A 23,214-nucleotide genomic window follows, 5' to 3' on the forward strand; every position below is an offset into this window, starting at 1 on the left:
GGAGGTGAAAATAATGCAAAAAAGTAGTAAGGGCCCAATGAAAATTGTGGCGGTAACGGCTTGTGCAGCTGGAATTGCGCATACATATATGGCTGCGGAATCAATTGAGAAAGCAGCTAAAGCTCGCGGAGACCAAGTTAAGGTAGAAACAGACGGGGCAATGGGGGCTGAAAACGTACTAACCGAAGCGGATATACAAGCTGCGGACTTAGTAATCGTGGCAGCCGACATTAAGATTGACCCAATTCGGTTCACCGGTAAACGATTATACGTAACCGATTCGAACGAGGCGATTGATGATGGAGCGGTTTTGATTGAAAACGCAATTGCCAAAGCAGAAGTTTTTGGGAAGAAAGGTACTAAGGTCGGTAAAATCAAAATTGGTAACGACCATAAGAAGAATGGTTTCTTTACCCACGTAATGACCGGGATCTCGTACATGATTCCGATGGTAATCTCAGCGGGATTAATTTTAACGATTGCGAACTTGTACGCATTTCAACGAGATAGTGCGGGACGGATTGTTAAATGGGGATTTGATAACCATACTCAAATGGGGTTATTGATGTCAAATTTGTTCCAGGTAGGACAAGTTGGCTTTAAATTAATGATTCCATTGTTTGCTGGTTTTGTGGCAATGTCGATTGCTGATAAGCCTGCCATGGCACCGGCAATGATTGGAGCATATATTGCAAACGACGCGGAACTGTTGCACGCAAAAGCGGGCGGTGGATTTATTGCGGCTTTATTAGTGGCATTTATTGTTGGTTACTTTGTTAAAGCACTTAAAAAAATTAAATGGCCAAAAATAATTCAACCGATTGTACCCATTATGATTATTCCGGTGATTGCGACGCTGTTTATCTCGTTAGTGGTATTTTACTTGATTGGTAGTCCGATAGCTGCGGGAATGGACGGTTTGTACTCCTGGCTAAATTGGATTAATGCGCACTCAACAAGTGCACCAATTATTTTAGGCGCAATAATTGGTGCGATGATGGGCTTCGACTTAGGTGGCCCAGTAAACAAGACGGCCTTAATTTTTGGCACGGCAGTGTTTACGGATACAATGGCTAAATACGGACCTACACATGCCAACTTTGTTCCTCAGACAGCTGCCCAAGCTGCAATTTCAGTAGCACCGCTCGGAGTTTGGCTAGCTTCCGTAATTTGGAAGAAGAAGTTTTCTAAAGACGAAAAGGCGGCTGCCGGTGCAGCTCTAGGAATGGGCTTAGTGGGAGTTACCGAAGGAGCGATTCCATTTGTAGCTGCGGATCCAATTCGAATGATTATTGCTAACGTATGTGGATCAGCCGTTGCGGGTGGGTTAGTTTCCCTAACCGGATGCAAGTTCTATGGGGGAATTGGTTCGCCACTGGGAACCTTTATTGGTTACATTGAACAACCAGTTCCGTTCATCACTTGGATTCTCTGTGTATGTGTGGGAATTGCGGTCACCGCTGTCATTATCGGATTTACGAGAAGCGATGCCGTTATTGAAGCGGCTAAAGCGGTAGAAGATTAAAAGTGAAAGGAAATTGACATTTATATGGATGCAAATGTTTTTTCTAAAGCAAATATTTTGTTTGATCATGACAGCCAAACTCAAGAAGAGGCTTTTCATGCCATTGCGGAACACGTTAATAAACTGGGATATGCAGATTCTGTAGACAGTTTTTTTACGGGATTAATGAATCGAGAAAAAGAGACTACTACGGGTTTTAAAAACGGAATTGCCATTCCTCATAGTAATGACGCAAGTGTAAAACGTCCCGGACTGTTCGTAATTAAGTTTGATCACCAAATTGAATGGAACGCACTTGATAAAAAGCCAGTTCAAGTAGCGATTGCGCTATCAATTCCTCAAGAAGGATCTAAGGAACATTTACGGCTTTTAAGTAAAATTGCTAGAAAGCTGATGGACGAAGATTTTACTAAAATAATTTTAGAAAATGATGACCCAGACATTTTAGCTCAAGCAATTAATGAAATATAGTTCCATAACCAAAAAGTGGAGGCTGGGAAACATCTTTCAGCCTCTTTTTTATTAAAAATATTAGGTTTAGGAGAAAGAGTAGTAATGAAAAAAATACACGTAATTCATCATACCCACTGGGATTTTGAATGGTACTTTACGAGAGATGAAGCATTGATTCAATTTGTTTATCACATGGACGAAGTTTTCGCAGCTTTACAAGCGCAAAAAGTCGATTACTACCTATTGGATGGGCAAATGAGTATTCTAGATGATTATTTAGATGCTTATCCAGAAAAAAGTAAGGAAATTAAAAAATGGGTTAACGCAGGTCGACTATTTATTGGGCCATGGTATACCCAAACGGATGAACTAATTATCACCGGCGAATCAATTGTTCGTAACTTAAGTTTAGGAATGAAAATGGCGCAACGGTTAGGAGGAGCGCAACCAATTGGATATTTGCCGGACTCCTTTGGGCAAGGTGCGGATATGCCTAAAATTTATAACGGAATGAACATTAAAAACGCCGTTTTTTGGCGGGGGCTGCCGAAAGAAAAGACTGCTAACCGTGAATTTATTTGGAAGTCAGAAGACGGCTCACAAGTTAGCGTTGCTAACATCAAGAACGGATACTTTGTTGGGGTCGGTTTAATTGAAGATGACGACGCCAAAAACATGATGACTACGGTAGTTCAAGGCGCTAGTGTCGACGACGTCCCATTGCCGGTGGGGGGCGATCAACGGTATGTTGATTTTAATTTAAAAGAACGAATTAGCTTCTATAATCAACAACTTGACGATGCAAAGTTAGTTGAAAGTAATTATGTTAAATATTTTCAGGATCTAAAGCAGCATCAGAATGAATTGGATCAGGTTACGGGAGAATTTATTGATCCTTCCGTGTCGAAAATTCACCGCTCAATCTATTCGTCTAGGTACGACCAAAAATATCTTAATGATAAAGTAGAAAGACGAATGATCTACCAAGTAGAACCTTTGATGGCAATGGCTGAACGTGCAGGTATCCCTTATAAAAAAGCTTTGCTAGATAAAATTTGGAAATTAATCGTGCGCAACCATGCTCACGATAGCGCTGGTGGATGTAATAGCGATAAAACAAATCGGATGATTTTGGCACGGTTGGTAGAGGCGGATCAATTATCTTATTCGGTTGTTGATTACCTTACTCGTAAAATTACTGAGTCAGACGTGAACTATGGAGAAAATACGATTACTTTCTTTAATACGTTGCCATATCCAATAACTAAACGAGTTAAGTTCCAATTATCACTAAAGAACCTTGCCTTTAAGCTAATGAAGGACGATCAAAAGATAACGGTAGACGTTGAAAAAGTCACCAAAGAATATCATGGGCAAATTAAGCGGGATACTAGTGCGTACCGAGATGATGATTTCTACTACAAAATTGACTGCAGCGCGCGAATAAATCTTCCGGCACTACAGTGGCAATCTTTTGATGTTGTCGCTAGTGAAGCCGTACCCGCATTATTAGAAAATACAACGGACAAATCGATTAGTGATAACCATTTTAAAATTGAATGGGTTGATGGAAAGCTAAACTTGACTAATTTAAATGATCAAACTTTGGTTGAAGACTTTATGTATATTGAAGACGGAGGAGACGAAGGGGATACTTATGATTACTCGCCGGCTTACAAAAACCAAGTTTATCGTTTAGATTTTAAAGACGCTGCGGTCACTACCCGTAAAGGACGGGTAACTAGCCAATTAATTTTACAAGGAACCTGGGCAGTTCCGGTTGACTTAGCAGCACGGGCAGAAAACTTGCGAAATCAACAAATCAACTACCAGTTAGAGCTCGAGTTAGACGGAAGTGGTCGGATTAATCATGAATTACAAATTCATAACGAGGCCAAGGACCATCGCATGCGAGTGATTAATCGCACTAACATTTATGCTAAGGCCTCTTACGCGGACACTGGTTTTGGCTATATTGAAAGGCCAGTAGTGGATCCCCACTTAAAGGATTGGCAAGCAATTGGCTATCACGAAGAACCTACGGCCATTTTTCCGATGATCCACTACGTTAACGTACACGATGATGAACGTAGTGTCAGCTTCTTAACAAAGGGGATCAAAGAATATCAGATTACGGGCGCTCAAAATGATCGAGTAGCTTTAACATTGTTTAGATCAGTAGGTTACTTGGGGCGTCCAGATTTGCTCCGACGTCCGGGAGTAGCGTCTGGAAATCAATTTACCTATATTCCTACACCAGATAGCCAGCTACAAAAGGAAATGCATTTTAAATGGGCAACTTACATTAGCAAACAGTTTGATCCAGCTGAGGTAAGTAAAGAGTTTATGGAGTATGCGGTGACTAATCCGAACTATCAAGCCCAAGATTTAAATCAGTTTACTAACACTTTGAAGTACTTTGTGATGCACCCGCTAAAAAATACGATTAAAGCACAACCATTTTTTGAATTGGTTGACCGGCGAATCACCTTTAGTAGCTTAACAAAAAGCATTGATGGAACAGCAGATTTAATTCGAGTAGTTAATTTAAACAAGCAAAAAGTTCAAATTGATCAACTCATTAACCTCGATAAGCAGTATTATATAAATGAAACCGATTTCTCGGGGCGGATTAGAAAAGATTTAGGCTATGCGGCAAGCATTGAAAAAATTAGCTTCCAACCGGGAGAGGTGAAGACCTTTAAAATAGCGAGATGAGTATATGAGTGAATCAATGAGTAATTTAATATTGATGATTGAATCAAAGCGGGAACAATTTACGGACGTGGATCAAATAATTGCCAACTACTTTGTCGCTCACCAAGAAGTGCGCGACATTAATGGATTAGCCAAAAGATTAGCGGTATCACCGTCTTCAATTACTAGGTTCAGCCACAAAATTGGGTTAAGTAATTACAAGGAGCTAGTGTTTTTGTATAAAGAATACCTAGGCTCGCTAAACCGTAAAGTTTCGCGAATTTCAAGTGACGTAGTGGACAGTTATCGGGCCATTGCCCAACGGACGAGCGATCGTTACGATGAACAAATCGTGCAACTTTTCTGTGAAAGAATTTTTAAAAATCGCATTATTTTCTTTTGGGGGTTAGGATTTAACTCCTTTGTCGGGCTAGATTTTGAGTTTCGGTTTGCCCGGTTTGGTAAGATAGTCCAACATTTTAGTGATCAGCAGTCGATATCCTTAAACGCAAATTTTTTAAAAAAAGGCGATACTCTGCTAATCTCTTCAATTAGCGCAAAGGACAAATCCATACTTAAGTCAATTGAAACGGCTAAAGCTCGTGGCGCACATATCTTATTGATTACTGCTAATCATGAATCGGCTTACCTACCATACTGCGATGGAGTAATGTATACTGCAAGTTTTTCTCCAGAAGAGTCGTTAGGAAATATTTCTCCGCAGGTTCCAGCGCTAATTGATCTGGATATTATTTATTCAAAGTACATTGATTTACACCAACATGATTTATCTCAGTGGGCTAAATCTGAAAATATATTGAAAAATTGGAGGAAGAGTTAATGCAATTTCCTGAAAACTTTCTTTGGGGAGCGGCGGCGTCAGCTCCGCAAACGGAAGGACACAGCCTAGAAGATGGCAAGTCGGCCACTACCTGGGACAAGTGGTTTGCAATGAATCCTGAAAAATTCAACGAAGGACAAGGACCAGAAAATACGTCAAACGTATATGAAGAGTATCCTAACGATGTTCAAATTATGGAAGATTTACATTTAAATTCGTACCGGACATCAATTGCCTGGGCCCGGTTGCTTCCTGACGGGAAAACTTTAAACGTTGCGGCGGTTAAATTCTATCGGCAGTATTTCCAAGAGTTAATTAATCACGGAGTTCACCCGATTATTAACCTTTTCCACTTTGACATGCCCTGGTGGCTAATGGAAAAAGAGGTTGGGAAACGCGGGAGGCAGTTGACGCGTTTTACTTTTATGCGAAAACAGCTTTTGAGCAATTTGGGGATTTAATTACGGATTGGGTAACGTTCAACGAGCCGATTGTGCATATCGAAATGGGTTACTTGTACGGTTTCCATTATCCGGCGGTGGTGGACTTCAAAAAAGCTATTCAGGTAGGGTATCATACGTTGATGGCTCACGTCATGGCAGTTAAGGCGTTTCGGGAAACGAACATTTCTGGTGGAAAAATTGGAATTATTTTGAACGTTACACCGGCTTACGCGCGAAGCGGTGATAAAGCAGACCAAATAGCTAAGGAAACTGCGGATTTACTATTGAGTCGCAGCTTTCTTGATCCAGCAGTCTTAGGAAAAGTTCCGTCAGAGTTAATTGACCTGGTTAAGAAACATCAAATGCTACCGGAAACTAAAGAATCAGACAGAAAACTAATTGCCGAATATACCGTTGATTTCATCGGAATTAATTATTATCAGCCGCTCCGAGTCAAAGCACCCGAGGAACCAAACTTTCCGGCTCAAAATACGGACGATTTATTTACTAATTACGAATGGCCGGAGCGCCGAATTAATCCATACCGGGGCTGGGAAATTTACCCAGAAGCATTATATGATGTGGCCATGATGATGAAAGAGCGTTACCACAACATTCCTTGGTACGTAAGCGAAAATGGTATGGGAGTTGCTGATGAGCGCCGGTATGCCGATGCAAACGGGAAAATTGATGACCAATACCGCATTGACTTTATTAAAGAACATTTAACCCAGTTACATAGAGCCATTACGGAGGGAAGTAATTGTTTTGGATACCATTTGTGGACTTTCGTAGATTGTTGGTCCTGGTTGAATGGGTACCGAAATCGTTATGGTTTAGTGAGTGTCGATTTAGATAATCATTATCAACGGACTATTAAAAAGAGTGGCTACTGGTACCGTAATTTAATTAAGCAAAATGGCTTTTCAGTGGAGGATTAATTAATGAAGAATTTAATTACAATTGATGTAGGGGGCACGTCAATTAAGTACGGATTATGGCATGAAGAAGACCAGCGCCTTAGTGATCAAGGACAAGTTGCTACCCCCGCCAAGCTTACTGATTTTTACCAAGTTTTACAAACAATTAGTGCAAAATTTACTAACGTTGCTGGCGTAGGGATGAGTATTCCAGGGGCGGTTGACCAAAATACCGGAGTGATTGGCGGGATTAGTGCCTTGCCATACATTCATAATTTTCCCATTCAAAAAGAACTCGAAGTAAAATTAGGACTACCAGTGGCGATGGAAAACGATGCTAACTGCGCTGCTTTAGCAGAAGTTGCGCTGGGTGCCGCTAAGGACATGCAAAATGTTTTATTCGTGGTAATTGGTACCGGGGTTGGTGGAGCAGTCGTAGTTGATCGCAAAATCGTGCATGGTCACCAACTTTATGGTGGTGAATTTGGAATGATGCTAGGACTAGATAACCAGCAGTTAAGCACGGTAGGCACGGCAGTTAAAGTTGCGGAACGATACAATGCACAAAAAGGCACGCAATGGACTGGACAACAGGTTTTTGAATTGGCAACTAAGGGCGATCAATTAGCCATTACGGAAGTGCAAAAGATGTATGCTAACTTAGCGCACGTTATTTATAATATCCAGTTTAGTACCGACCCCGAAGCCATAATTATTGGGGGAGGTATCTCTGCTAACCGAGAATTTATTAACGGCTTGAACCAAACGTTAAGCGATTTAGTGGGACAATTGAACGATAATTCAATTACTTCACAGGAGATTCCAATTACTCCACAAGTAATTGCCGCTCAAATGCACAATGATGCTAATTTGGTAGGGGCGGCTTACAATTTTTATCATTAAATATAGATGAATAGTCATAATAAACAGCTACTGACATACTAAGATGTTGGTGGCTGTTTTTTATTATATTAACTAAATAATGTGATTTTTCCGAAATTCACTTGGTGAGCAGTTTAAGTAGCGACTAAAAACCCGACTTAAATAGAATGAATCATTAAAACCAGTTGTATCGGCTATTTCTGTTAGCGAGAGGTCGGTAGTAATTAATAGGGATTGAACCTTTTTAAGTTTGATTTTCGTATAAAAACTAATTGGAGACTCACCAGTTACTTTTTTAAAAGTTTTAGAAAAGTAGGCAGCATTAAGTCCAACTTGGGAAGCAATTTTGCTAATGGAAAGTGTTAAATCCTGGTGCATTAGATTAATTGCAGCAGTAATTGTCTGATTGCGATGACGAATATTTTTCGGGGCTGGTTGAAAATAAGTCATAATTTTAGTGATCATAAAATCATTAACAATGTGATTACGAACTATTTGAGCACGGGGATGAAAACTAAAGTTCGTTTTCTTTAGCATGCTACAGTTTTCAGTAAAGCGGCTAGTAGAGTAGTGGTGATTTCCAATCATAGAATGGGGAATGTCAGTATCAGAAGTCAAACGGACGAAGTGAAAAGTCATGGTTAGTAGCATTTTACGCTGAAAGTTAGTATATGGCGGAACGACTAAAACATCATTTGCTTTAGCAACCCCCTCATGATTATTGAAGTGGTACCAACAAGCTCCTTTTTCAATGATGTACATGACGTATTGTGAATCTACGTCAGCACTAAGTTGAAAACGGGGCTTATTTTGCCAATATGCATATCCAGCAGTTTCAACAGACATCGGAAAAATCCTCCTTTGTATTTTGACAAAAATAATACATGTTTAACTAAAAAAAGTAAATTGTGCAAATGGTCACAACTGGGTATCTTAAGACCAAGGAGGCGAATATGATGTTAGAAGAAAATGTAACCGCTGACATAACGGTGATTGGTGGCGGATTAGCAGGTGTTTGTGCTGCAATCGCCGCAGCACGCTTGAATCATAAAGTAACGTTAGTACAAAATCGAGGAGTCTTGGGGGGGAATTCAAGCAGCGAAATTCGTGTATGGGTGGCAGGCGCAACTAAGCATGGAGTTAATCGATATGCAAGAGAGACGGGAATTATGGGGGAATTATTTGTAGAAAATCAGTACCGTAATCCAGAGGGAAACCCATACTTATGGGATGCATTATTAATGGAAAAGGTAAAAGAGGAAAGTAACATCCGCTTATTTTTGAATACCGAAATAATGACGGTGAAAATGCAAGACCATCAAAAGATCGAATCAATTTCAGGTTTTATGTCAGGTTCAGAAAGACTAATTACTTTCAAGAGCTCCCACTTTATTGATTGCAGTGGAGATGGCATCGTAGCTTTTTTAGCGGGAGCAAAATTTCGGCTTGGACGAGAAAGTCGGGTAGAATTTAACGAAAGCTTAGCACCGCTTCACGAAGATAAAACGACCCTAGGTAGCACACTATTTTTCTATACTAAGGATCTTGGTCGTCCAGTAAAGTACGTTAAACCAAGCTTTGCAAGAGACATTACTAAGACTTCAATTATTAAAAATCGAATTATTAAAAAAGAAGATAATGGTTGTGCTTATTGGTGGATTGAATGGGGCGGTGAGTTAGACGTTCTTCATGATAACGAAAAAATTAGAGACGAATTGCAAGCTATCGTATACGGAATTTGGGATTATATTAAAAATTCCGGGAACTATGATGCTGATAACTTAACTTTGGAATGGATTGGTTCAGTACCTGGGAAAAGAGAATATCGTAGGTTTGAAGGAGATTATACACTAAAGCAAACTGATATTGAAGAACAAGTGTTGTTTAAAGATCGGATTGGCTTTGGAGGATGGTCAATTGACTTACATCCAGCTTCTGGCGTTTACAACGACTCTGTTGGCGCACAACATTCCGTTCCTGATGGGATCTATCATATTCCATATCGCATACTGTATTCAAAAAATATTAACAATTTATTTTTAGCCGGAAGAGATGTTTCTACTTCTCACGTAGCTTTTGGAACGGTTCGCGTAATGGCAACCTGCGCAGTAATGGGGCAGGCAGCAGGGACTGCAGCCGCCATTGCAGTTAAACATAACGCTAATCCTCGCGATGTTTATTTGCACTATTTAAAGGAATATCAGCAAACTTTATTGAGAGAAGACGGTGCGATATTAGGGATTAAAAATCAAGATGAACACGACCTAGCCCGGCAGGCTGACATTACGTCCACTAGCACATTAACTGAAATTAACACTTACGTGGCGAATGCTGAACCATATCGATTAACTAAAGCAGCGGCTTTTACCATTCCCGTAGATCCTCAAGTTAACCAATTGGATATTTTTTTATCAACCGAAAAGGCGACTTCTTTAATAGTTAAGTGGTACAGTACCGGGAATCCACAAAATTATATTCCGGATACTTTAATTGGCAAACAAAAAATAAAAATCGATAAAGGGTTTAACGGATGGCAAGAAGTAAAAGTTAATTACAAACCTAGTCATGCACAAAACTTATTTGTGGTAATTGAAAAAAACGAAGACTGTATTTTATATCTAGGTAATCAAGAGTTTGCCGGAGTTTTGAGCTATGTAAATAATCCTATTGCCGAATTGAACCAGCCGGAGCTGCATGATTATTCTCGAAAGAGTCCACTATTGTATTGGACAAATCAATTAATTAACCGGCGGAACTTTGTTTTTCGAGTAAAACAAACTAACGCATTTCAACCAACGAAAATTATTAATGGGTATGTTCGACCTTATGGTGGACCCAATATGTGGGTTACTAATTTTAACGGTCAACCAGAAGCCATCGAACTAAGTTGGAAAGGACTCCAGAATATGAAACAGATTAACCTGACATTTAACGATGACGTTAACGAAGATATTATTAATCTACACCACCATCGTACATATTTTGATGAGGTCCCCGAACTAGTAAAGGCGTTTAACCTATACTACTGGAAAAACGGTAGTTGGAAACGGTGGTGGTCGGTAGATCAAAATCGTCAACGGCATTTGGTGAAAGAATTTGAGCAACCTATTCAGACTAATAAATTGAAATTAGAGTTACTCCAAACCAATGGTAGTCAACAGTTTTCTTTATTTGAAGTTCGAGTATATTAGGAGGTTCGTATGGCACCTTTAGAAAAGTCTAAAAGATTATCAACAAATATGCGCTACGTAATTTTAGCTTTTGTTTTTATTAATATAGTGATTAATTACATGGATCGTACAAATGTTTCGATTGCGATGCCGGAATTATCTAAAGAGATAGGACTATCAACTGTCCAGCAAGGCCTTATCTTTTCGGCATTTGGTTGGATTTATGCTGCAATGCAAATTCCAGGAGGGATTTTACTGGATAAGTTTGGTTCCCGAATAATGTATTTCATTAGTTTATTTGGTTGGTCATTGGTCACGGTATTTCAAGCATTCATTAGTGGATTTGGGCAATTAATGGGATTACGACTAGGAGTAGGATTTTTTGAAGCACCGGTAATGCCAGCTAATAACCGGGCGATTTCTTATTGGTTTCCCGAAGACGAACGGGGTACGGCAATCGGAATTTATTCGTCTGCCCAATTCTTAGGATTAGCGTTTTCAACTCCAATTTTATACGGAATTCATAATTCAATTGGTTGGCGAGGGCTATTTGTCGTAACTGGAGTAGTTGGAATCATCTGGTCAATTATTTGGTATATATTTTATTCTGACCCAGATAAAAGCCGATTTGTCGGCCAAGACGAATTAAAATATATAAAAGTTGGAGGCGCAATTACTGACGATGATTTGAAGAATGTTGATAAGCACAAAGTTAAACTTAATTCGCAAAACATCAAACAGCTATTTTCACGAAGATTGATTGGAATTTATATTGGGCAATTTGCAATTTCGGGGACGTTTTGGTTTTTCCTAACATGGTTTCCAACCTATTTAACAAAAGCAAAGCACGTTAATTTTTTGCAGTCCGGTTTTTTGTCTTCAATTCCATATTTAGCAGCTTTTTGTGGGGTAATATTGGCAGGGTTTATTTCTGATCAGTTAATTAAAAAAGGACGTTCAGCTAGTTTAGCCCGTAAAGCTCCCGTAATTACGGGACTATTGTTAACACTTTTAATTTTAGGGGCAAACTTTGTTTCTAATCCAGTTTTGATTATCTTATTTATGTCGATTGCTTTTTTTGGAAACGGCTTGGCGACCATTACTTGGGTATTCGTTACTGCGTTAGCTCCTAAACACTTAATTGGATTGGCAGGTGGAATATTTAACGGATGTGGGGCTTTATCTTCAATAGTGATCCCAATTGTAATTGGTATTCTAGTTTCTAATGGTAATTTTTCTTCAGCCTTGGTATTCATAGCAGCAATTGCTTTGCTGGGCGCGCTTTCTTACATTTTTGTCGTCGGTAAAATCGAGTTAAAAGATTAATTATTTAGCATATTAGACTTAAAAAGCAGGATCTGATGTTTATAACATTGGTCTGCTTTTTTGTTGTCTATATTGCATTATTTTATGAATATTAATTATTAAAAGCAGTAATCCAATATGTATTCAATATGCTTTTTTTGTTACTAATGAAAAATTTATATCTTTGTTACAATAATAATTTGAATATCAGTGGAAAAATAACTGTTGCACTTGTAATAATGGAGAGAATTTTATAGTATCTTTTAATTTTCAAACTACAGAATAACGGTATGATAGACTTATATACGTTTTTATTTCAAATAAAAAATATAACGCCTGTATTTACATATAACAAGACAAGGCCTTAAAAACAAAAAATAACGATATATCGGCATAAAGCACCTATGAAAGCGTTGACATAAACTCGACGACAGACTATAGTGTGGGTATGGTTGTTATATCGATATAACAAGTTGGTGAAAGATATGAGAAAACAACCATTCTGGCAATATAAACAAATTAGTGAAGAATTGATACAGCAAATTGAAAGCGGAGAATTTGCAATCAAATCTAAACTTCCGTCAGAAAAAGAACTGTGTAATCAGTATGACGTCAGCAGAATTACAGTTCGTAAAGCTTTAGCAGAGTTGGAAGAAAAGGGATATATAACAAGGCGCCAAGGCCAAGGTAGCTTTGTAAAAAAACGTGATGCGTATGCGGATTCGGAAGTAAGCTTTATTGACAATAACAGTGAGGATCTCAGAAGATTAGGGCATTCTGTTTACATCGAGTTGCACGAATTTTCTATTCTAGCAGATGGAGAAGAACCAAATATTAGAAAACTGATGAAAGCAAAGAATAGCGATTACTTATATCGTATTAATCAAGTTTATATATCTGATAGAAAACCGATTATTCAGCGGGAAACATTTATAATATTTGAAGATTTTCCTATGATTACTTCGGCAGAACTTGAAAATGCTGAAATTATTCCATTACTTACTCGTAAATTTAATTTGAATCCTAATTTATTGCACCATGAAATTGATACAGAAGTTGAAAGTATCCCTCCTAGGTTGCATGGAATACCAAGTGCAGCTCCTAGAGAATCTTATGTTAAAGCAATAACTACGTACGAGAATGAGGATAATCGCATTACTTATATGAGTACGGCCATTTCACCAGCATCATCTCATGTATTTTTTGTGCGACATAAGGAGGAACATACTATGACAGAACCACATATTTTACTTACAAGAATAGATAATCGCTTAGTACATGGACAAGTCGGAGTTACCTGGACTAAAACTTTAGGTGCTAATTTAATACTAGTTGCGAATGACGAAGTTGCAACAGACGATTTGCAACAAAAATTAATGAAGAGTACTGCGGATTCATCAGGAGCTCAAATTAGGTTTTTTAGTTTACAAAAAACTATTAACGTGATTCAAAAAGCAGCAGATCGACAAAAAATTTTTATTGTTGTAAAAACTCCAGAAGACGCATTAACGCTAATTGACGGGGGAGTGCCCATTAAAGAACTGAATGTAGGAAATATGCATTTTGCGCCTGGTAAAGAGGAGATTACTAAAAAGGTTTATGTAGATCAAAATGATAAAAATACTCTTACAGAGATAGTCCAAAAGGGCGTTAATGTATATATACAAGATGTTCCAGGGGATCATAAGACGAAAATTAATTTTTAAGATTGCTCAATTAGGAGGGCTATGCGATGTCAATTACTCTAACTCAGGGTCTTATGTTATCCATATTTGCAGTTATAGCAGGTCTTGATTCGTGGCTAGAGGTTTTATATATCTTTAGGCCAATCATAAGTTGTACAGTAGCTGGTTTTATACTTGGAGTACCAACTTTAGGAATAATAGCTGGGGGGCTTACAGAGCTTACTTTTGCGGGGTTAACTCCGGCTGGAGGGACGCAACCGCCTAATCCAGCAGTTTGTGGAATTATGACGGTAGTTATTGCATATACCGCAGAAGTTGCTCCTGCTACTGCGGTAGGGCTGTCTTTGCCTTTTGCAATGCTTATGCAATATATTTTATTAATGTGTTATTCGTTATTTTCGGTTTTTATGCCGGTAATGGATAAGGCAGCTGCGAATGCAGATACAAAAAAGTTTGGTTCTATTCCGTATCTTATTATGACAATTGTGGGAATTTTATTTTTTGTAGTAATCTTTTTGTCAGCTTATGCAGCTCAGGGCCCAATGCAAGCATTAGTGAAAGCCATGCCACTATGGTTAATCCATGGTTTTGAATTATCTGGAAGCGCTTTACCGGCTGTGGGATTTGCGATGTTGTTAAAAGTACTTTTAAGGGTGGAGTACCTACCATTCTTATTGCTAGGTTTTGTTGTAGCAAGCTTCATTAACTTTTCTAATGTTTTACCTGCTGCTGTTGTAGGAGTTATTTTTGCAATGATTGAATTCTTTAGAGACAAGAAAAATAAAAAGTTGCAACAACAAATCGATGCTATAAAAGCAGCTGATGGAGGTGAAGAAGATGGAATCTAGAGGAAATCATGGCAATATTCAAAAAGTAACCAATAAAGACATAACTAAACTTGCTATTCGCTCGTCGTTGCTTCAAGCAGCCTTTTCTTATGAACGAATGCAAGCTGGGGGATGGGCTTGGGCACAAGTACCAATATGGAAGAAAATATTTGGTAATGATAAAAAGGGCTTAGCCGATGCAATGGCCGATAACATGGAATTCATTAATACTTCACCGCCGCTAGTTTCAATTTTAATGGGACTTTTAACGAGTTTAGAAGAAAAAAGAGTTGATCGACAAACGATTCGCGGGTTAAAAAACGGATTGTTTGGACCAATGGCAGGTATAGGTGATGCAATATATTGGTTTACTTTAATGCCGATTGTTGGTGGAATAGCAGCTTCATTTGCATCCAAGGGAAATATCTTAGGACCCATTCTGTTTTTCATTGTGTATTTGGCGATATTTTTATGCCGAATTCCATTTGCGCATTTAGGATATAACCTTGGTGTTAAGGCTATTGACGTTATTCAAGATAATTCTGAAATTATCGCTCGAGTTGCGACGATTATGGGTTTAACTGTAATTGGAGCATTAATTAGCTCGTATGTTTCGCTATCACTTAGTGTAAAAATTGGAACAGTATCATTGCAAAAAGACTTTCTAGATAAAATATTTCCTAATATCTTACCTTTAGGATTTACGTTCTTTCTTTATTGGTTACTAAAAAAGAAAGTATCTCCCATCGTACTTATTGCAGTAGTATTTGTACTTTGTATTTTGTGTTCATTTTTTAATATTATGTAAGTGAGGCGGTACGAGTGATTAAAACAATTATTACTGGACACGGAAACTTTGCTACTGGTTTGAAAAGCGCTCTTGAGCTTCTTTCTGGAGAACATAAAGAAATAATGGCAATCGATTTTACAGAAACAATGAGTGAAAAAGATTTGGCTGTTGAACTAGAAAACGTATCTAAGGGAAATGTAGCAATATTGTATTTTACGGATTTTGCTGGAGGTACCCCATTTAAGGAAGCAGCGAAAATTTCGGTTCTTAACAAAAAAATTGAAGTTGTTTCGGGATGCAACCTTAACGCTTTACTAGAATCAATTTTTAAAGAATACGATAGTGTAAAAGCATACGCTCAAGATCTTGTTAAAATCACTAAGGATACGGCAAAGTTAGCAGACTTTAGTGAGCCGATTTCAACTAAAAATTTTGCGGAAGATGGTATTTAAAATAAATTAGTAAACTTAAAAAGCAGGACTCCACCTTAAACTTGGAGACCTGCTTTTTAGTATAAAAATTATTTATTTAAATGGACATCCAAAACAAACTGACTTTGATCACCAATAAATTTAGAAATTGAATATTCAAAAGCCCGGCCACGTTGGTCATAGGCGGTTTGTTTGATTACAAAAAGAGGGCTAGCAGCTTTAACGCCAAGAATACTAGCAGCTTCTTCATCAGCAGCTTCAGCATAGACAATTCTTTGAGCATCCGTTAACTGTAATTTTGCTTTGCTGCCTAAGTAGTCGTAAATGGATCCTAGAATGATTTTTTCGTCTAATGGAGCGATGCTGACTGGCATGAGGGTGTGCTCAAAGCTGTATTTTTCTCCATTAATTAATCGAAGACGCTTAATTTCATAAACAGGTTCATTACCCTTTATTTGTAAATTTTTTTGTTCCTCTTTAGATGGCAAACGGGCATCAAAATACAAAATTTTACTAGTTATTTTTTGGTCACGATGAGAATAGGTTACACCTACGGGTAAGTCAAGGGGCAACAATTCACCGGACTGATTGTTCATCCTTTGGCGGACAAAGGTGCCGGATCCTTGCTTGCTAAATACTAATCCTTCTTCCTCTAGCAAATGAATAGATTTTTTTAAGGTAATACGAGAAATGTCATATTTATTAGCTAACTCATCTTGGGTAGGCAAAGCATGCCCAGCACGATAGTGATTAGTTAAGATGTCTCGTTTAATGTCTGAGTAGACCTCACGATATCTGAACATAAAGATAAACCCCTTATTTAAGATTTGTATATACATATTAACGCTAAAAATATTATTTGTATACATTTTTGTTTAAAAATTGTATTTACAAATTTGTAAATTGACTTTAATATAATAGGTGAAATGAAAGCGCTTGATTTCGAAAAAATACAAGGAGAAAACTGTTATGAAATTCAAACTTGAGTCAATTCAAGAACCATTACTGAAAGTTTCTTCATGGGTAGAGCGGAATACCATCTTACAAGCAATTAAAAATGCGTTTGTTCGAACAATACCGTTTACCGTTGTCGGATCATTTTCAAACTTAATTAAAATGCAGATTGACGCGTTAATCAAGGCTAAGCACCTAGATAACGTTATTTTGACCAATATAAGCAATCTTTTCGGGTACCTAGGTACGGCAACCTTAGGGATTGTCGCTTTAATTGTGGTATTTTCATCGGCTTATTCCTATGCGGTGGAATTAAAACGGGATTCGCGTAATGACAACTTAAATCCAATTATTGCTACTTTACTAGCACTAGCAGCATATTTTGTTATGGTACCCAATAACGTTAATTTTTTAGATACTAAGGCAAAGGTGATCGAGGGCTTTTCAACATCATTCTTTAGTTACGAAGGGATGTTTACGGGGCTAATTGTCGGTATGATTTCGGTAGCTTTATTCGCAAAGTTTGCTCGGAGCAAGTTTACCATTAAAATGCCTGGCAACGTTCCTCAAAACGTTTTTGACTCCTTTCTTTCATTAATTCCTATTTCAGAAGTTTTATTAGTATTTGGCGCCTTACGGATTGTAATTCAGTCTTTAGGTTACGTTTCTTTAGTCCAAATGATCTCCGAAGTTTTGATTAAGCCATTATTAACCGTCGGAACCGGATTACCAGCAATTATTATCGTAATTTTATTGGAACAAATCTTATGGTTCTTAGGTTTGCATGGTTTCAATATTGTATGGGGTGTGGTTTCAGCGTTTTGGTTGCCACTTTTCTTACAAAACGTCGCTGAATTTGCTAAAACTCAAAGTTTTGCAGGCATCTCCATTGCACCAAATACAATGACTAACGTTTACGCAATGATAGGTGGATCAGGGGCGACCTTTGGTTTAATTATTGCGATGTTAATTTTCACTCGTAAAGGTGAAAAAGAACGGGAGGTTGCAAAATTAGCCTTAATTCCTGGCTGCTTTGGAATTAACGAACCGGTTATTTTTGGTTTGCCGATTGTCTTGAACCCGTTGATGTTCATTCCGTGGATTCTAGTTCCAATTATTAATGCAGTAATTGCGTACGTAGTTACGGCAATTGGCTGGGTAGTACCTTTAGTAGTGTTAAATTCAGGAAACGAACCAATTTTTATTAGTACTTGGGTCCTAGGTGCCTTTCATTTCAGTCCCGTAGTATTAACGTTTGTGCTAGTCGTTTTGGACGTGTTCTTGTACGCGCCATTTGTAATTATTAACCAACGACATGAACGTGCGGTGGCTGATCAAGAATTAGCAGTTTAAGTAGGTAAGTAGAGAAGGAGTGTTGGTTTTGAAAAAAGTTTACGCAGTTGCACATACGCATTGGGATTTTGAATGGTACTTTTCACGTCAGGAGGCTCGGGTACAATTTATCTTTCACATGGACGATGTTTTCAAGGCGTTAGCTGAAAATAAGCTGGAGTATTACATGCTAGATGGACAGATGGCCATTGTAGATGATTATTTAAAAACCTGTCCTGAAAAAAGAGCTACGCTTGAAAAGTACGTAAAAGCTGGACGATTGTTTGTGGGGCCGTGGTACACCCAAATTGATGAAATGGTAACTTCGGGTGAGTCGGCGGTTAGAAACTTACGGTTAGGCTTGAAGGCTAGTAGAAAATTAGGTAAATCTACTAAAGTAGGATACCTCCCGGATTCATTTGGTCAGAGTAAAGATATGCCGAAAATATATAATGGTTTTGGCATTAAAGATGCCGTGTTTTGGCGGGGACTTCCAGCGGACCAAAAAGTTAGATATTTTTACTGGACGAGTGAAGATGGTTCAAAAGTGCTGACGGCTAATATCAAAAATGGGTACTATGCGGGCGTAGACTTAGTTGAAAAAGATAACTTTAAGGAGTTAATGCAAAACATTTCTACAGATACCAACGTAGAAGATTTGGTCTTACCAATTGGGGGCGACCAACGAGCGGTAGATTTTAATTTGAAGAAACGCTTAAAGTTGGCCAATCGAGAATTAGCTGGAGAATATGAAATCATTGAAAGCAACTATCCGGAATACTTTAATGCCTTAGAACAAAATGAGGTGCTTCCTAAGCTTAGTGGTGAGTTTATTGATCCTTCAGTTTCAAAAATTCATCGAGGAATTTATTCCTCTCGTTATGATCTCAAACAAATCTATGATGAGCTAGAGCAATTGATGATTTACCAGGTAGAACCACTTTCAGCAATTTCCCGCCAACAGGGTATGGAAGTTAAGCAAGGATTAATTGATGAGGTTTGGCAAATAATTGCTAAAGGACAAGCGCATGATAGTTCGGGAGGAAGCAATAGTGATAAAACTAACCGAGATATTTATAATCGTGCGGTAGAAGCCCAACAACTTGCGCGTTCTTTAAAAGACTATTTGTTACGAAAATTAAGTGTTTCAGTGAAGAATGGGGACGACTTATTCTTATGGAACCCGTTGCCAATGTCAGTAGACGAAGTCCGGGAGTTAGAGGTCAGCACTACGACCCCGTCTTTTGAAATTATATCTCAAGATGGCAAAATAGGTTTTGATCTAATTGAACAAAAGCAGTGCAACGCTGCTACATTACGGCGAAATCCAGCGGAGATGGATAACGAATATTATTACGTGAGTCGAATAGCTATGAGAGTGCAGATTAAGGCTACCGACTGGACTAGTTTTAGAATTAAAGAAGGCACCGCCGGTAAGGAAATTTTAGCTGCTTCGGTTACTAATGAAATTCAAAATGAAAAATACCAGATAGAATTTGAAAATGGGCAGTTAAACATAACTGATAAACTAAATCATTGTACCTATACAAATGCATTAAGCTTTGAAGACGGCGGCGACGAAGGAGATACGTACGATTATTCGCCTGCATACAAAGATTGGATTATCAACTTAGGATTTGCGAATGCAACAATTACTACCAAAGCAGGAAAGCAAACGCAAATAATGCTTTTGGAAGGCACGTGGCACGTTCCTTATGATTTGCAAGAACGAGCCGCAAAAAAAAGTAACGGAGCTATTACTTACCGAATAAAGTTGCAGCTAGATCAAGGTGGTGATTTGATAAAGTTTAAGATGAATGTTAATAACCAAGTACTTGATCACCGACTTCGTTTGGTGATGAACACGGGGATAAAAGCCCAAAATACTTTTGCGGACACCCAATTTGGCGTTGCTCAACGTCCAGTAATTGACCCTAAAATTGATAATTGGCAAGCAATTGGATATCGGGAAGAACCTACGGCATTAAGACCGATGCTTCACTTTGCCAATGTTCATGATAGAGAAAAAAGTTTTTCGTTCATTACTGCTGGTATGCGAGAATTCCAAGCAATTGGTGACCAATTCGCTAAATTAGCAGTTACGCTTTTTCGTGGTGTAGGTTTCTTAGGCCGACCAGACTTAAAACGCCGCCCTGGAGATGCTTCTGGTTTAGTGATGAAATCAGTAGCCACCCCCGATAGCCAGTTAATGGGCGAGCAAAGTTTCCAAGGTGCAATTGTAATTACTCACGATTGGGATCCACGACAATTGCAATGTATGCATCTGCAAGTATCGCAATCTGGTTTGTATTACCAGCGCCAAGTAATTAACCGATTTACTACTCCATTGCAATACTTTGCGGTTAATGAACTTGCTAATGAGGTTAAACATCGGCCAATCGTCAAGATTAACAATTTAAAAGTTACCTTAAGCAGTTTTCAAACGTCGGTAGATCAGACAGGATATGAATTACGATTATATAATCCTACGCAACAAACCGTGGCTAACCCAGGAAATCTGCAATTTACGCAGAATGTTAACGTATCTTTAATGGACCTAAAAGGTGAGGTCCAACAAACAGTAGCAAACGCGGTGAAAAACTATTCGTTACCGAAGTTTAAACCAGGGGAAATTCGGACTATTGGACTGTTTCCTATCGGAGAAATAATTGGTGGTGATTGAGAATAATGGAAGAGCACATGTTCATTGATCAAACAAAATTAATTAAACAAGTTAGAAATTACGCTGAAAAAATTAGTTTAACCAACGCTAAAACTACGGCAATGTTTAAAAATGCGATTATTGACACAATTTCTAACACTGTCGAAGTGCAAGACGACCGCGTTTTTATTGCGACGGGTGATATTCCGGCAATGTGGTTAAGGGGTTCCACTTTTCAAGTATTACCTTATTTAAGTATTAGTGAAGACATCCCGGATTTAAAGGGCTTAATTCACGGCGTGATTAATCAACAACTAGATTATGTGAATCACAACCCTTACGCGAATGCGTTTAACAAAACCGCTTCGGGAGCACATTTTAATCCTGATTATTCTAATGTCAGAATTTCTGATTTGGTTTGGGAACGTAAATTTGAAATTGATTCCCTATGTGCGCCACTACTACTAGCAGTTCGATTATATGAAGATACGGGATATGCGCAACATTTTACAGACTATTTTTGGCAAACCGTAGATTTGATTGTCGATACCTTTATTAAAGAGCAGCACCATGAACATTCTGAGTATTTCTTTGAAAGAGACGTTGGTCCAGCCTCGGACACGTTAAGCAATGCAGGTAGAGGGACTAGAATTGGTTATACGGGGATGGTCTGGTCCGGTTTTCGACCAAGTGATGACGCATGTAAATACGGGTATTTCGTGCCAGGAAACATGATGATTGTGACGGTAATTGAACACCTGTTAAAAATCATGAAGGAGCAACGAATAGATGATGCAGCTTTATCGACTAAAATGAATCGCTTAGCTAACGAAGTTAGAAGCGGTATTGAACGTTACGGAGTTGTCGAACTATCGGACGGGGTTCGGATGTTTGCTTATGAAGTTGACGGATTGGGTAACTATAATTTAATGGATGATGCCAACGTTCCTAGTTTGCTAGCAATCCCCTTTATTGGTTATACAGATGAACGGGATGCTGTGTACGTTAATACGCGAAAGTTTATTTTATCTTCTAATAATCCCTATTATTATCAAGGGACGATTTTGTCGGGAATTGGTAGTTCGCATACACCCCAAAATTACGTATGGCCAATCGCATTAGCAATGGAGGGGTTAACGACTAGTGATTTAAACTTGATTACCGCTAAGCTGAACGTGATTAGTCAAACGGATGCGAATACCAACCAGTGCCACGAAGGAATCGACGTAAACAATCCTGATAAATACACTCGGGAATGGTTTTCATGGGCAAACATGACTTTTTGTCAGTTGGCGTTCCACTACTTGAAGGTGAAAGGAGAGCTGGTTTAGTTAGGGTGTATTAAAAATATAAATCACTAAAATAATATGTATTTTTATAAAAGCTGGAATTCATTTCCAGCTTTTTTTTGCGCAAAAAATTATTAATTAGAGTGCAAAAGTTGCAGATTAACGACTGCTAGAGCTTGCCTTGTTAGCGTTTTCATAAAAAGTAAAATGAAGTCATAGCATAAGGAAGGGAGGAAACACTAGTGTTAAATGAATTGTTGACCAAAGATACGATTCAGTACCGAGATATTGACCACCTTAATTGGCAAGAGGCGATTAAGGTTGCAGCAATGCCACTAATTAAGAACGGAAGTATTTTACCTCGGTACGTTGAATCTATGATTAAGATTTCTTTGAAAGAAGGACCGTACTTTAACATTGGACCGGAAGTCGTCTTGGCTCATGCTAGACCGACTGATGGTTCTAATGGGATTGCATTGGCACTCTTAAAAACTAAAAAGGACGTTTGTTTAATTAATGATCAACATCCTGCAAAGTTATGGTTTGTTTTAGCTGCAAATGATAACCAAAGCCATTTGATGGTAATTAAGGAGTTGATGCAGTTATTAACAGATAAAAAGCGGGTTGATTTATTACTCAACGCTGAAAATAAACAAAGTATTGAAAAAATTATTGTCGGAGGAGTAGGAAAATGAAGATTTTAGCAGTTTGTCAAAGCGGATTAGGAAGTAGCTTTATGGTGCAAATGAATATCCAACAGATATTAAGCGACGAGAAGGTAGATAAAGAAATTCAAGTTGATCATGCAGATGTGGGAAGTGTGACTGCAGACGCAGCTGATTACTTTTTTGTCGAAACTACTTTGAAAAGTGCACTAGGTAGTCTTCCAGGAGATAAGATTATTCTTTTAAATAGCCTGATTAATCAAGATGAAATTAGGGAAAAGGTTAATGAAATACTAGATAAAAATAATATCCAACATGGTTAATACAAAATAAAGAAGGTGGC

Annotated in this window: 18 protein-coding genes and 1 pseudogene; 17 read left to right on the plus strand and 2 right to left on the minus strand. The window is 38.3% G+C overall.

Annotated elements, in window-relative coordinates:
• The first annotated feature begins 13 nt into the window (after positions 1 to 13).
• The 6 genes and pseudogenes from NL111_RS03720 to NL111_RS03745 all read left to right on the plus strand — a co-directional run bounded on the left by NL111_RS03720 (position 14) and on the right by NL111_RS03745 (position 7,782).
• On the plus strand, positions 14 to 1,525 hold the full coding sequence (locus tag NL111_RS03720; protein WP_285110501.1) for a PTS fructose transporter subunit IIC: 1,512 nt from the start codon (positions 14 to 16) through the stop codon (positions 1,523 to 1,525).
• A 24-nt stretch (positions 1,526 to 1,549) separates the two neighbouring features.
• Positions 1,550 to 1,996 carry a PTS sugar transporter subunit IIA gene (locus NL111_RS03725; RefSeq protein WP_002831272.1) on the plus strand — a complete coding sequence of 149 codons (447 nt, stop codon included), beginning with the start codon at positions 1,550 to 1,552 and terminating at the stop codon, positions 1,994 to 1,996.
• A gap of 84 nt (positions 1,997 to 2,080) precedes the next feature.
• Positions 2,081 to 4,696 (plus strand): glycoside hydrolase family 38 N-terminal domain-containing protein, encoded by a 2,616-nt coding sequence (locus NL111_RS03730; protein WP_285110503.1) that lies wholly within the window; start codon positions 2,081 to 2,083, stop codon positions 4,694 to 4,696.
• A 16-nt stretch (positions 4,697 to 4,712) separates the two neighbouring features.
• Positions 4,713 to 5,516, plus strand: coding sequence for a MurR/RpiR family transcriptional regulator (locus NL111_RS03735; RefSeq protein WP_285110504.1), 804 nt, complete (start codon positions 4,713 to 4,715; stop codon positions 5,514 to 5,516).
• A pseudogene (locus NL111_RS03740) lies at positions 5,516 to 6,900 on the plus strand (glycoside hydrolase family 1 protein). The gene NL111_RS03735 and the pseudogene NL111_RS03740 overlap by 1 nt, the downstream one beginning before the upstream one ends.
• A 3-nt stretch (positions 6,901 to 6,903) precedes the next feature.
• Positions 6,904 to 7,782: an ROK family protein gene (locus NL111_RS03745; protein ID WP_285110505.1), complete on the plus strand. Its 879-nt coding sequence runs from the start codon at positions 6,904 to 6,906 to the stop codon at positions 7,780 to 7,782.
• Positions 7,783 to 7,854: 72 nt separating this feature from the next.
• Here the strand turns inward: NL111_RS03745 and NL111_RS03750 are convergent, their stop codons facing one another.
• On the minus strand, positions 7,855 to 8,607 hold the full coding sequence (locus NL111_RS03750; RefSeq protein ID WP_002831282.1) for a helix-turn-helix transcriptional regulator: 753 nt from the start codon (positions 8,605 to 8,607) through the stop codon (positions 7,855 to 7,857).
• A 107-nt stretch (positions 8,608 to 8,714) separates the two neighbouring features.
• Between NL111_RS03750 and NL111_RS03755 the strand changes: the two genes are divergently transcribed.
• The 6 genes from NL111_RS03755 (at position 8,715) to NL111_RS03780 (ending at position 15,990) form a co-directional block, all read left to right on the plus strand.
• Positions 8,715 to 10,952, plus strand: coding sequence for an FAD-dependent oxidoreductase (locus NL111_RS03755; RefSeq protein ID WP_081225734.1), 2,238 nt, complete (start codon positions 8,715 to 8,717; stop codon positions 10,950 to 10,952).
• 9 nt (positions 10,953 to 10,961) lie between these two features.
• Positions 10,962 to 12,257 carry an MFS transporter gene (locus tag NL111_RS03760; RefSeq protein ID WP_285110506.1) on the plus strand — a complete coding sequence of 432 codons (1,296 nt, stop codon included), beginning with the start codon at positions 10,962 to 10,964 and terminating at the stop codon, positions 12,255 to 12,257.
• A 464-nt stretch (positions 12,258 to 12,721) separates the two neighbouring features.
• Positions 12,722 to 13,942 (plus strand): PTS galactosamine transporter subunit IIB, encoded by a 1,221-nt coding sequence (gene agaB / locus NL111_RS03765; RefSeq protein ID WP_004165315.1) that lies wholly within the window; start codon positions 12,722 to 12,724, stop codon positions 13,940 to 13,942.
• Between the two features lie 26 nt (positions 13,943 to 13,968).
• Positions 13,969 to 14,769 carry a PTS galactosamine transporter subunit IIC gene (agaC, locus tag NL111_RS03770; protein ID WP_002831288.1) on the plus strand — a complete coding sequence of 267 codons (801 nt, stop codon included), beginning with the start codon at positions 13,969 to 13,971 and terminating at the stop codon, positions 14,767 to 14,769.
• The gene (gene agaD, locus NL111_RS03775; protein ID WP_002831290.1) at positions 14,759 to 15,556 is read left to right on the plus strand and encodes a PTS galactosamine transporter subunit IID; all 798 of its coding nucleotides are present in this window, start codon (positions 14,759 to 14,761) and stop codon (positions 15,554 to 15,556) included. The genes agaC and agaD overlap by 11 nt, the downstream gene beginning before the upstream one ends.
• A gap of 14 nt (positions 15,557 to 15,570) precedes the next feature.
• A complete protein-coding gene (locus NL111_RS03780) occupies positions 15,571 to 15,990 on the plus strand; it encodes a PTS sugar transporter subunit IIA domain-containing protein (protein WP_002831292.1) in 420 nt (139 codons plus the stop codon).
• A 68-nt stretch (positions 15,991 to 16,058) separates the two neighbouring features.
• Here NL111_RS03780 and NL111_RS03785 read toward each other — a convergent pair whose 3' ends face one another.
• A complete protein-coding gene (locus tag NL111_RS03785; protein ID WP_285110587.1) occupies positions 16,059 to 16,772 on the minus strand; it encodes a GntR family transcriptional regulator in 714 nt (237 codons plus the stop codon).
• 166 nt (positions 16,773 to 16,938) lie between these two features.
• Here NL111_RS03785 and NL111_RS03790 point away from each other — a divergent pair, with 166 nt between their 5' ends.
• The 5 genes from NL111_RS03790 (at position 16,939) to NL111_RS03810 (ending at position 23,194) form a co-directional block, all read left to right on the plus strand.
• Positions 16,939 to 18,276, plus strand: coding sequence for a PTS sugar transporter subunit IIC (locus NL111_RS03790; RefSeq protein ID WP_182888604.1), 1,338 nt, complete (start codon positions 16,939 to 16,941; stop codon positions 18,274 to 18,276).
• A 28-nt stretch (positions 18,277 to 18,304) separates the two neighbouring features.
• Positions 18,305 to 20,938: a glycoside hydrolase family 38 N-terminal domain-containing protein gene (locus tag NL111_RS03795; protein WP_285110507.1), complete on the plus strand. Its 2,634-nt coding sequence runs from the start codon at positions 18,305 to 18,307 to the stop codon at positions 20,936 to 20,938.
• 5 nt (positions 20,939 to 20,943) lie between these two features.
• On the plus strand, positions 20,944 to 22,248 hold the full coding sequence (locus NL111_RS03800) for a glycoside hydrolase family 125 protein (protein ID WP_285110508.1): 1,305 nt from the start codon (positions 20,944 to 20,946) through the stop codon (positions 22,246 to 22,248).
• Between the two features lie 200 nt (positions 22,249 to 22,448).
• The gene (locus NL111_RS03805) at positions 22,449 to 22,901 is read left to right on the plus strand and encodes a PTS sugar transporter subunit IIA (RefSeq protein WP_133279967.1); all 453 of its coding nucleotides are present in this window, start codon (positions 22,449 to 22,451) and stop codon (positions 22,899 to 22,901) included.
• A complete protein-coding gene (locus tag NL111_RS03810) occupies positions 22,898 to 23,194 on the plus strand; it encodes a PTS sugar transporter subunit IIB (RefSeq protein ID WP_002831302.1) in 297 nt (98 codons plus the stop codon). Before NL111_RS03805 ends, NL111_RS03810 begins: the two co-directional genes overlap by 4 nt.
• The last annotated feature ends 20 nt before the right edge of the window (positions 23,195 to 23,214 follow it).

The organism is Pediococcus sp. AC40 (genome assembly GCF_030252485.1).
GTDB classification, from domain to species: domain Bacteria; phylum Bacillota; class Bacilli; order Lactobacillales; family Lactobacillaceae; genus Pediococcus; species Pediococcus acidilactici.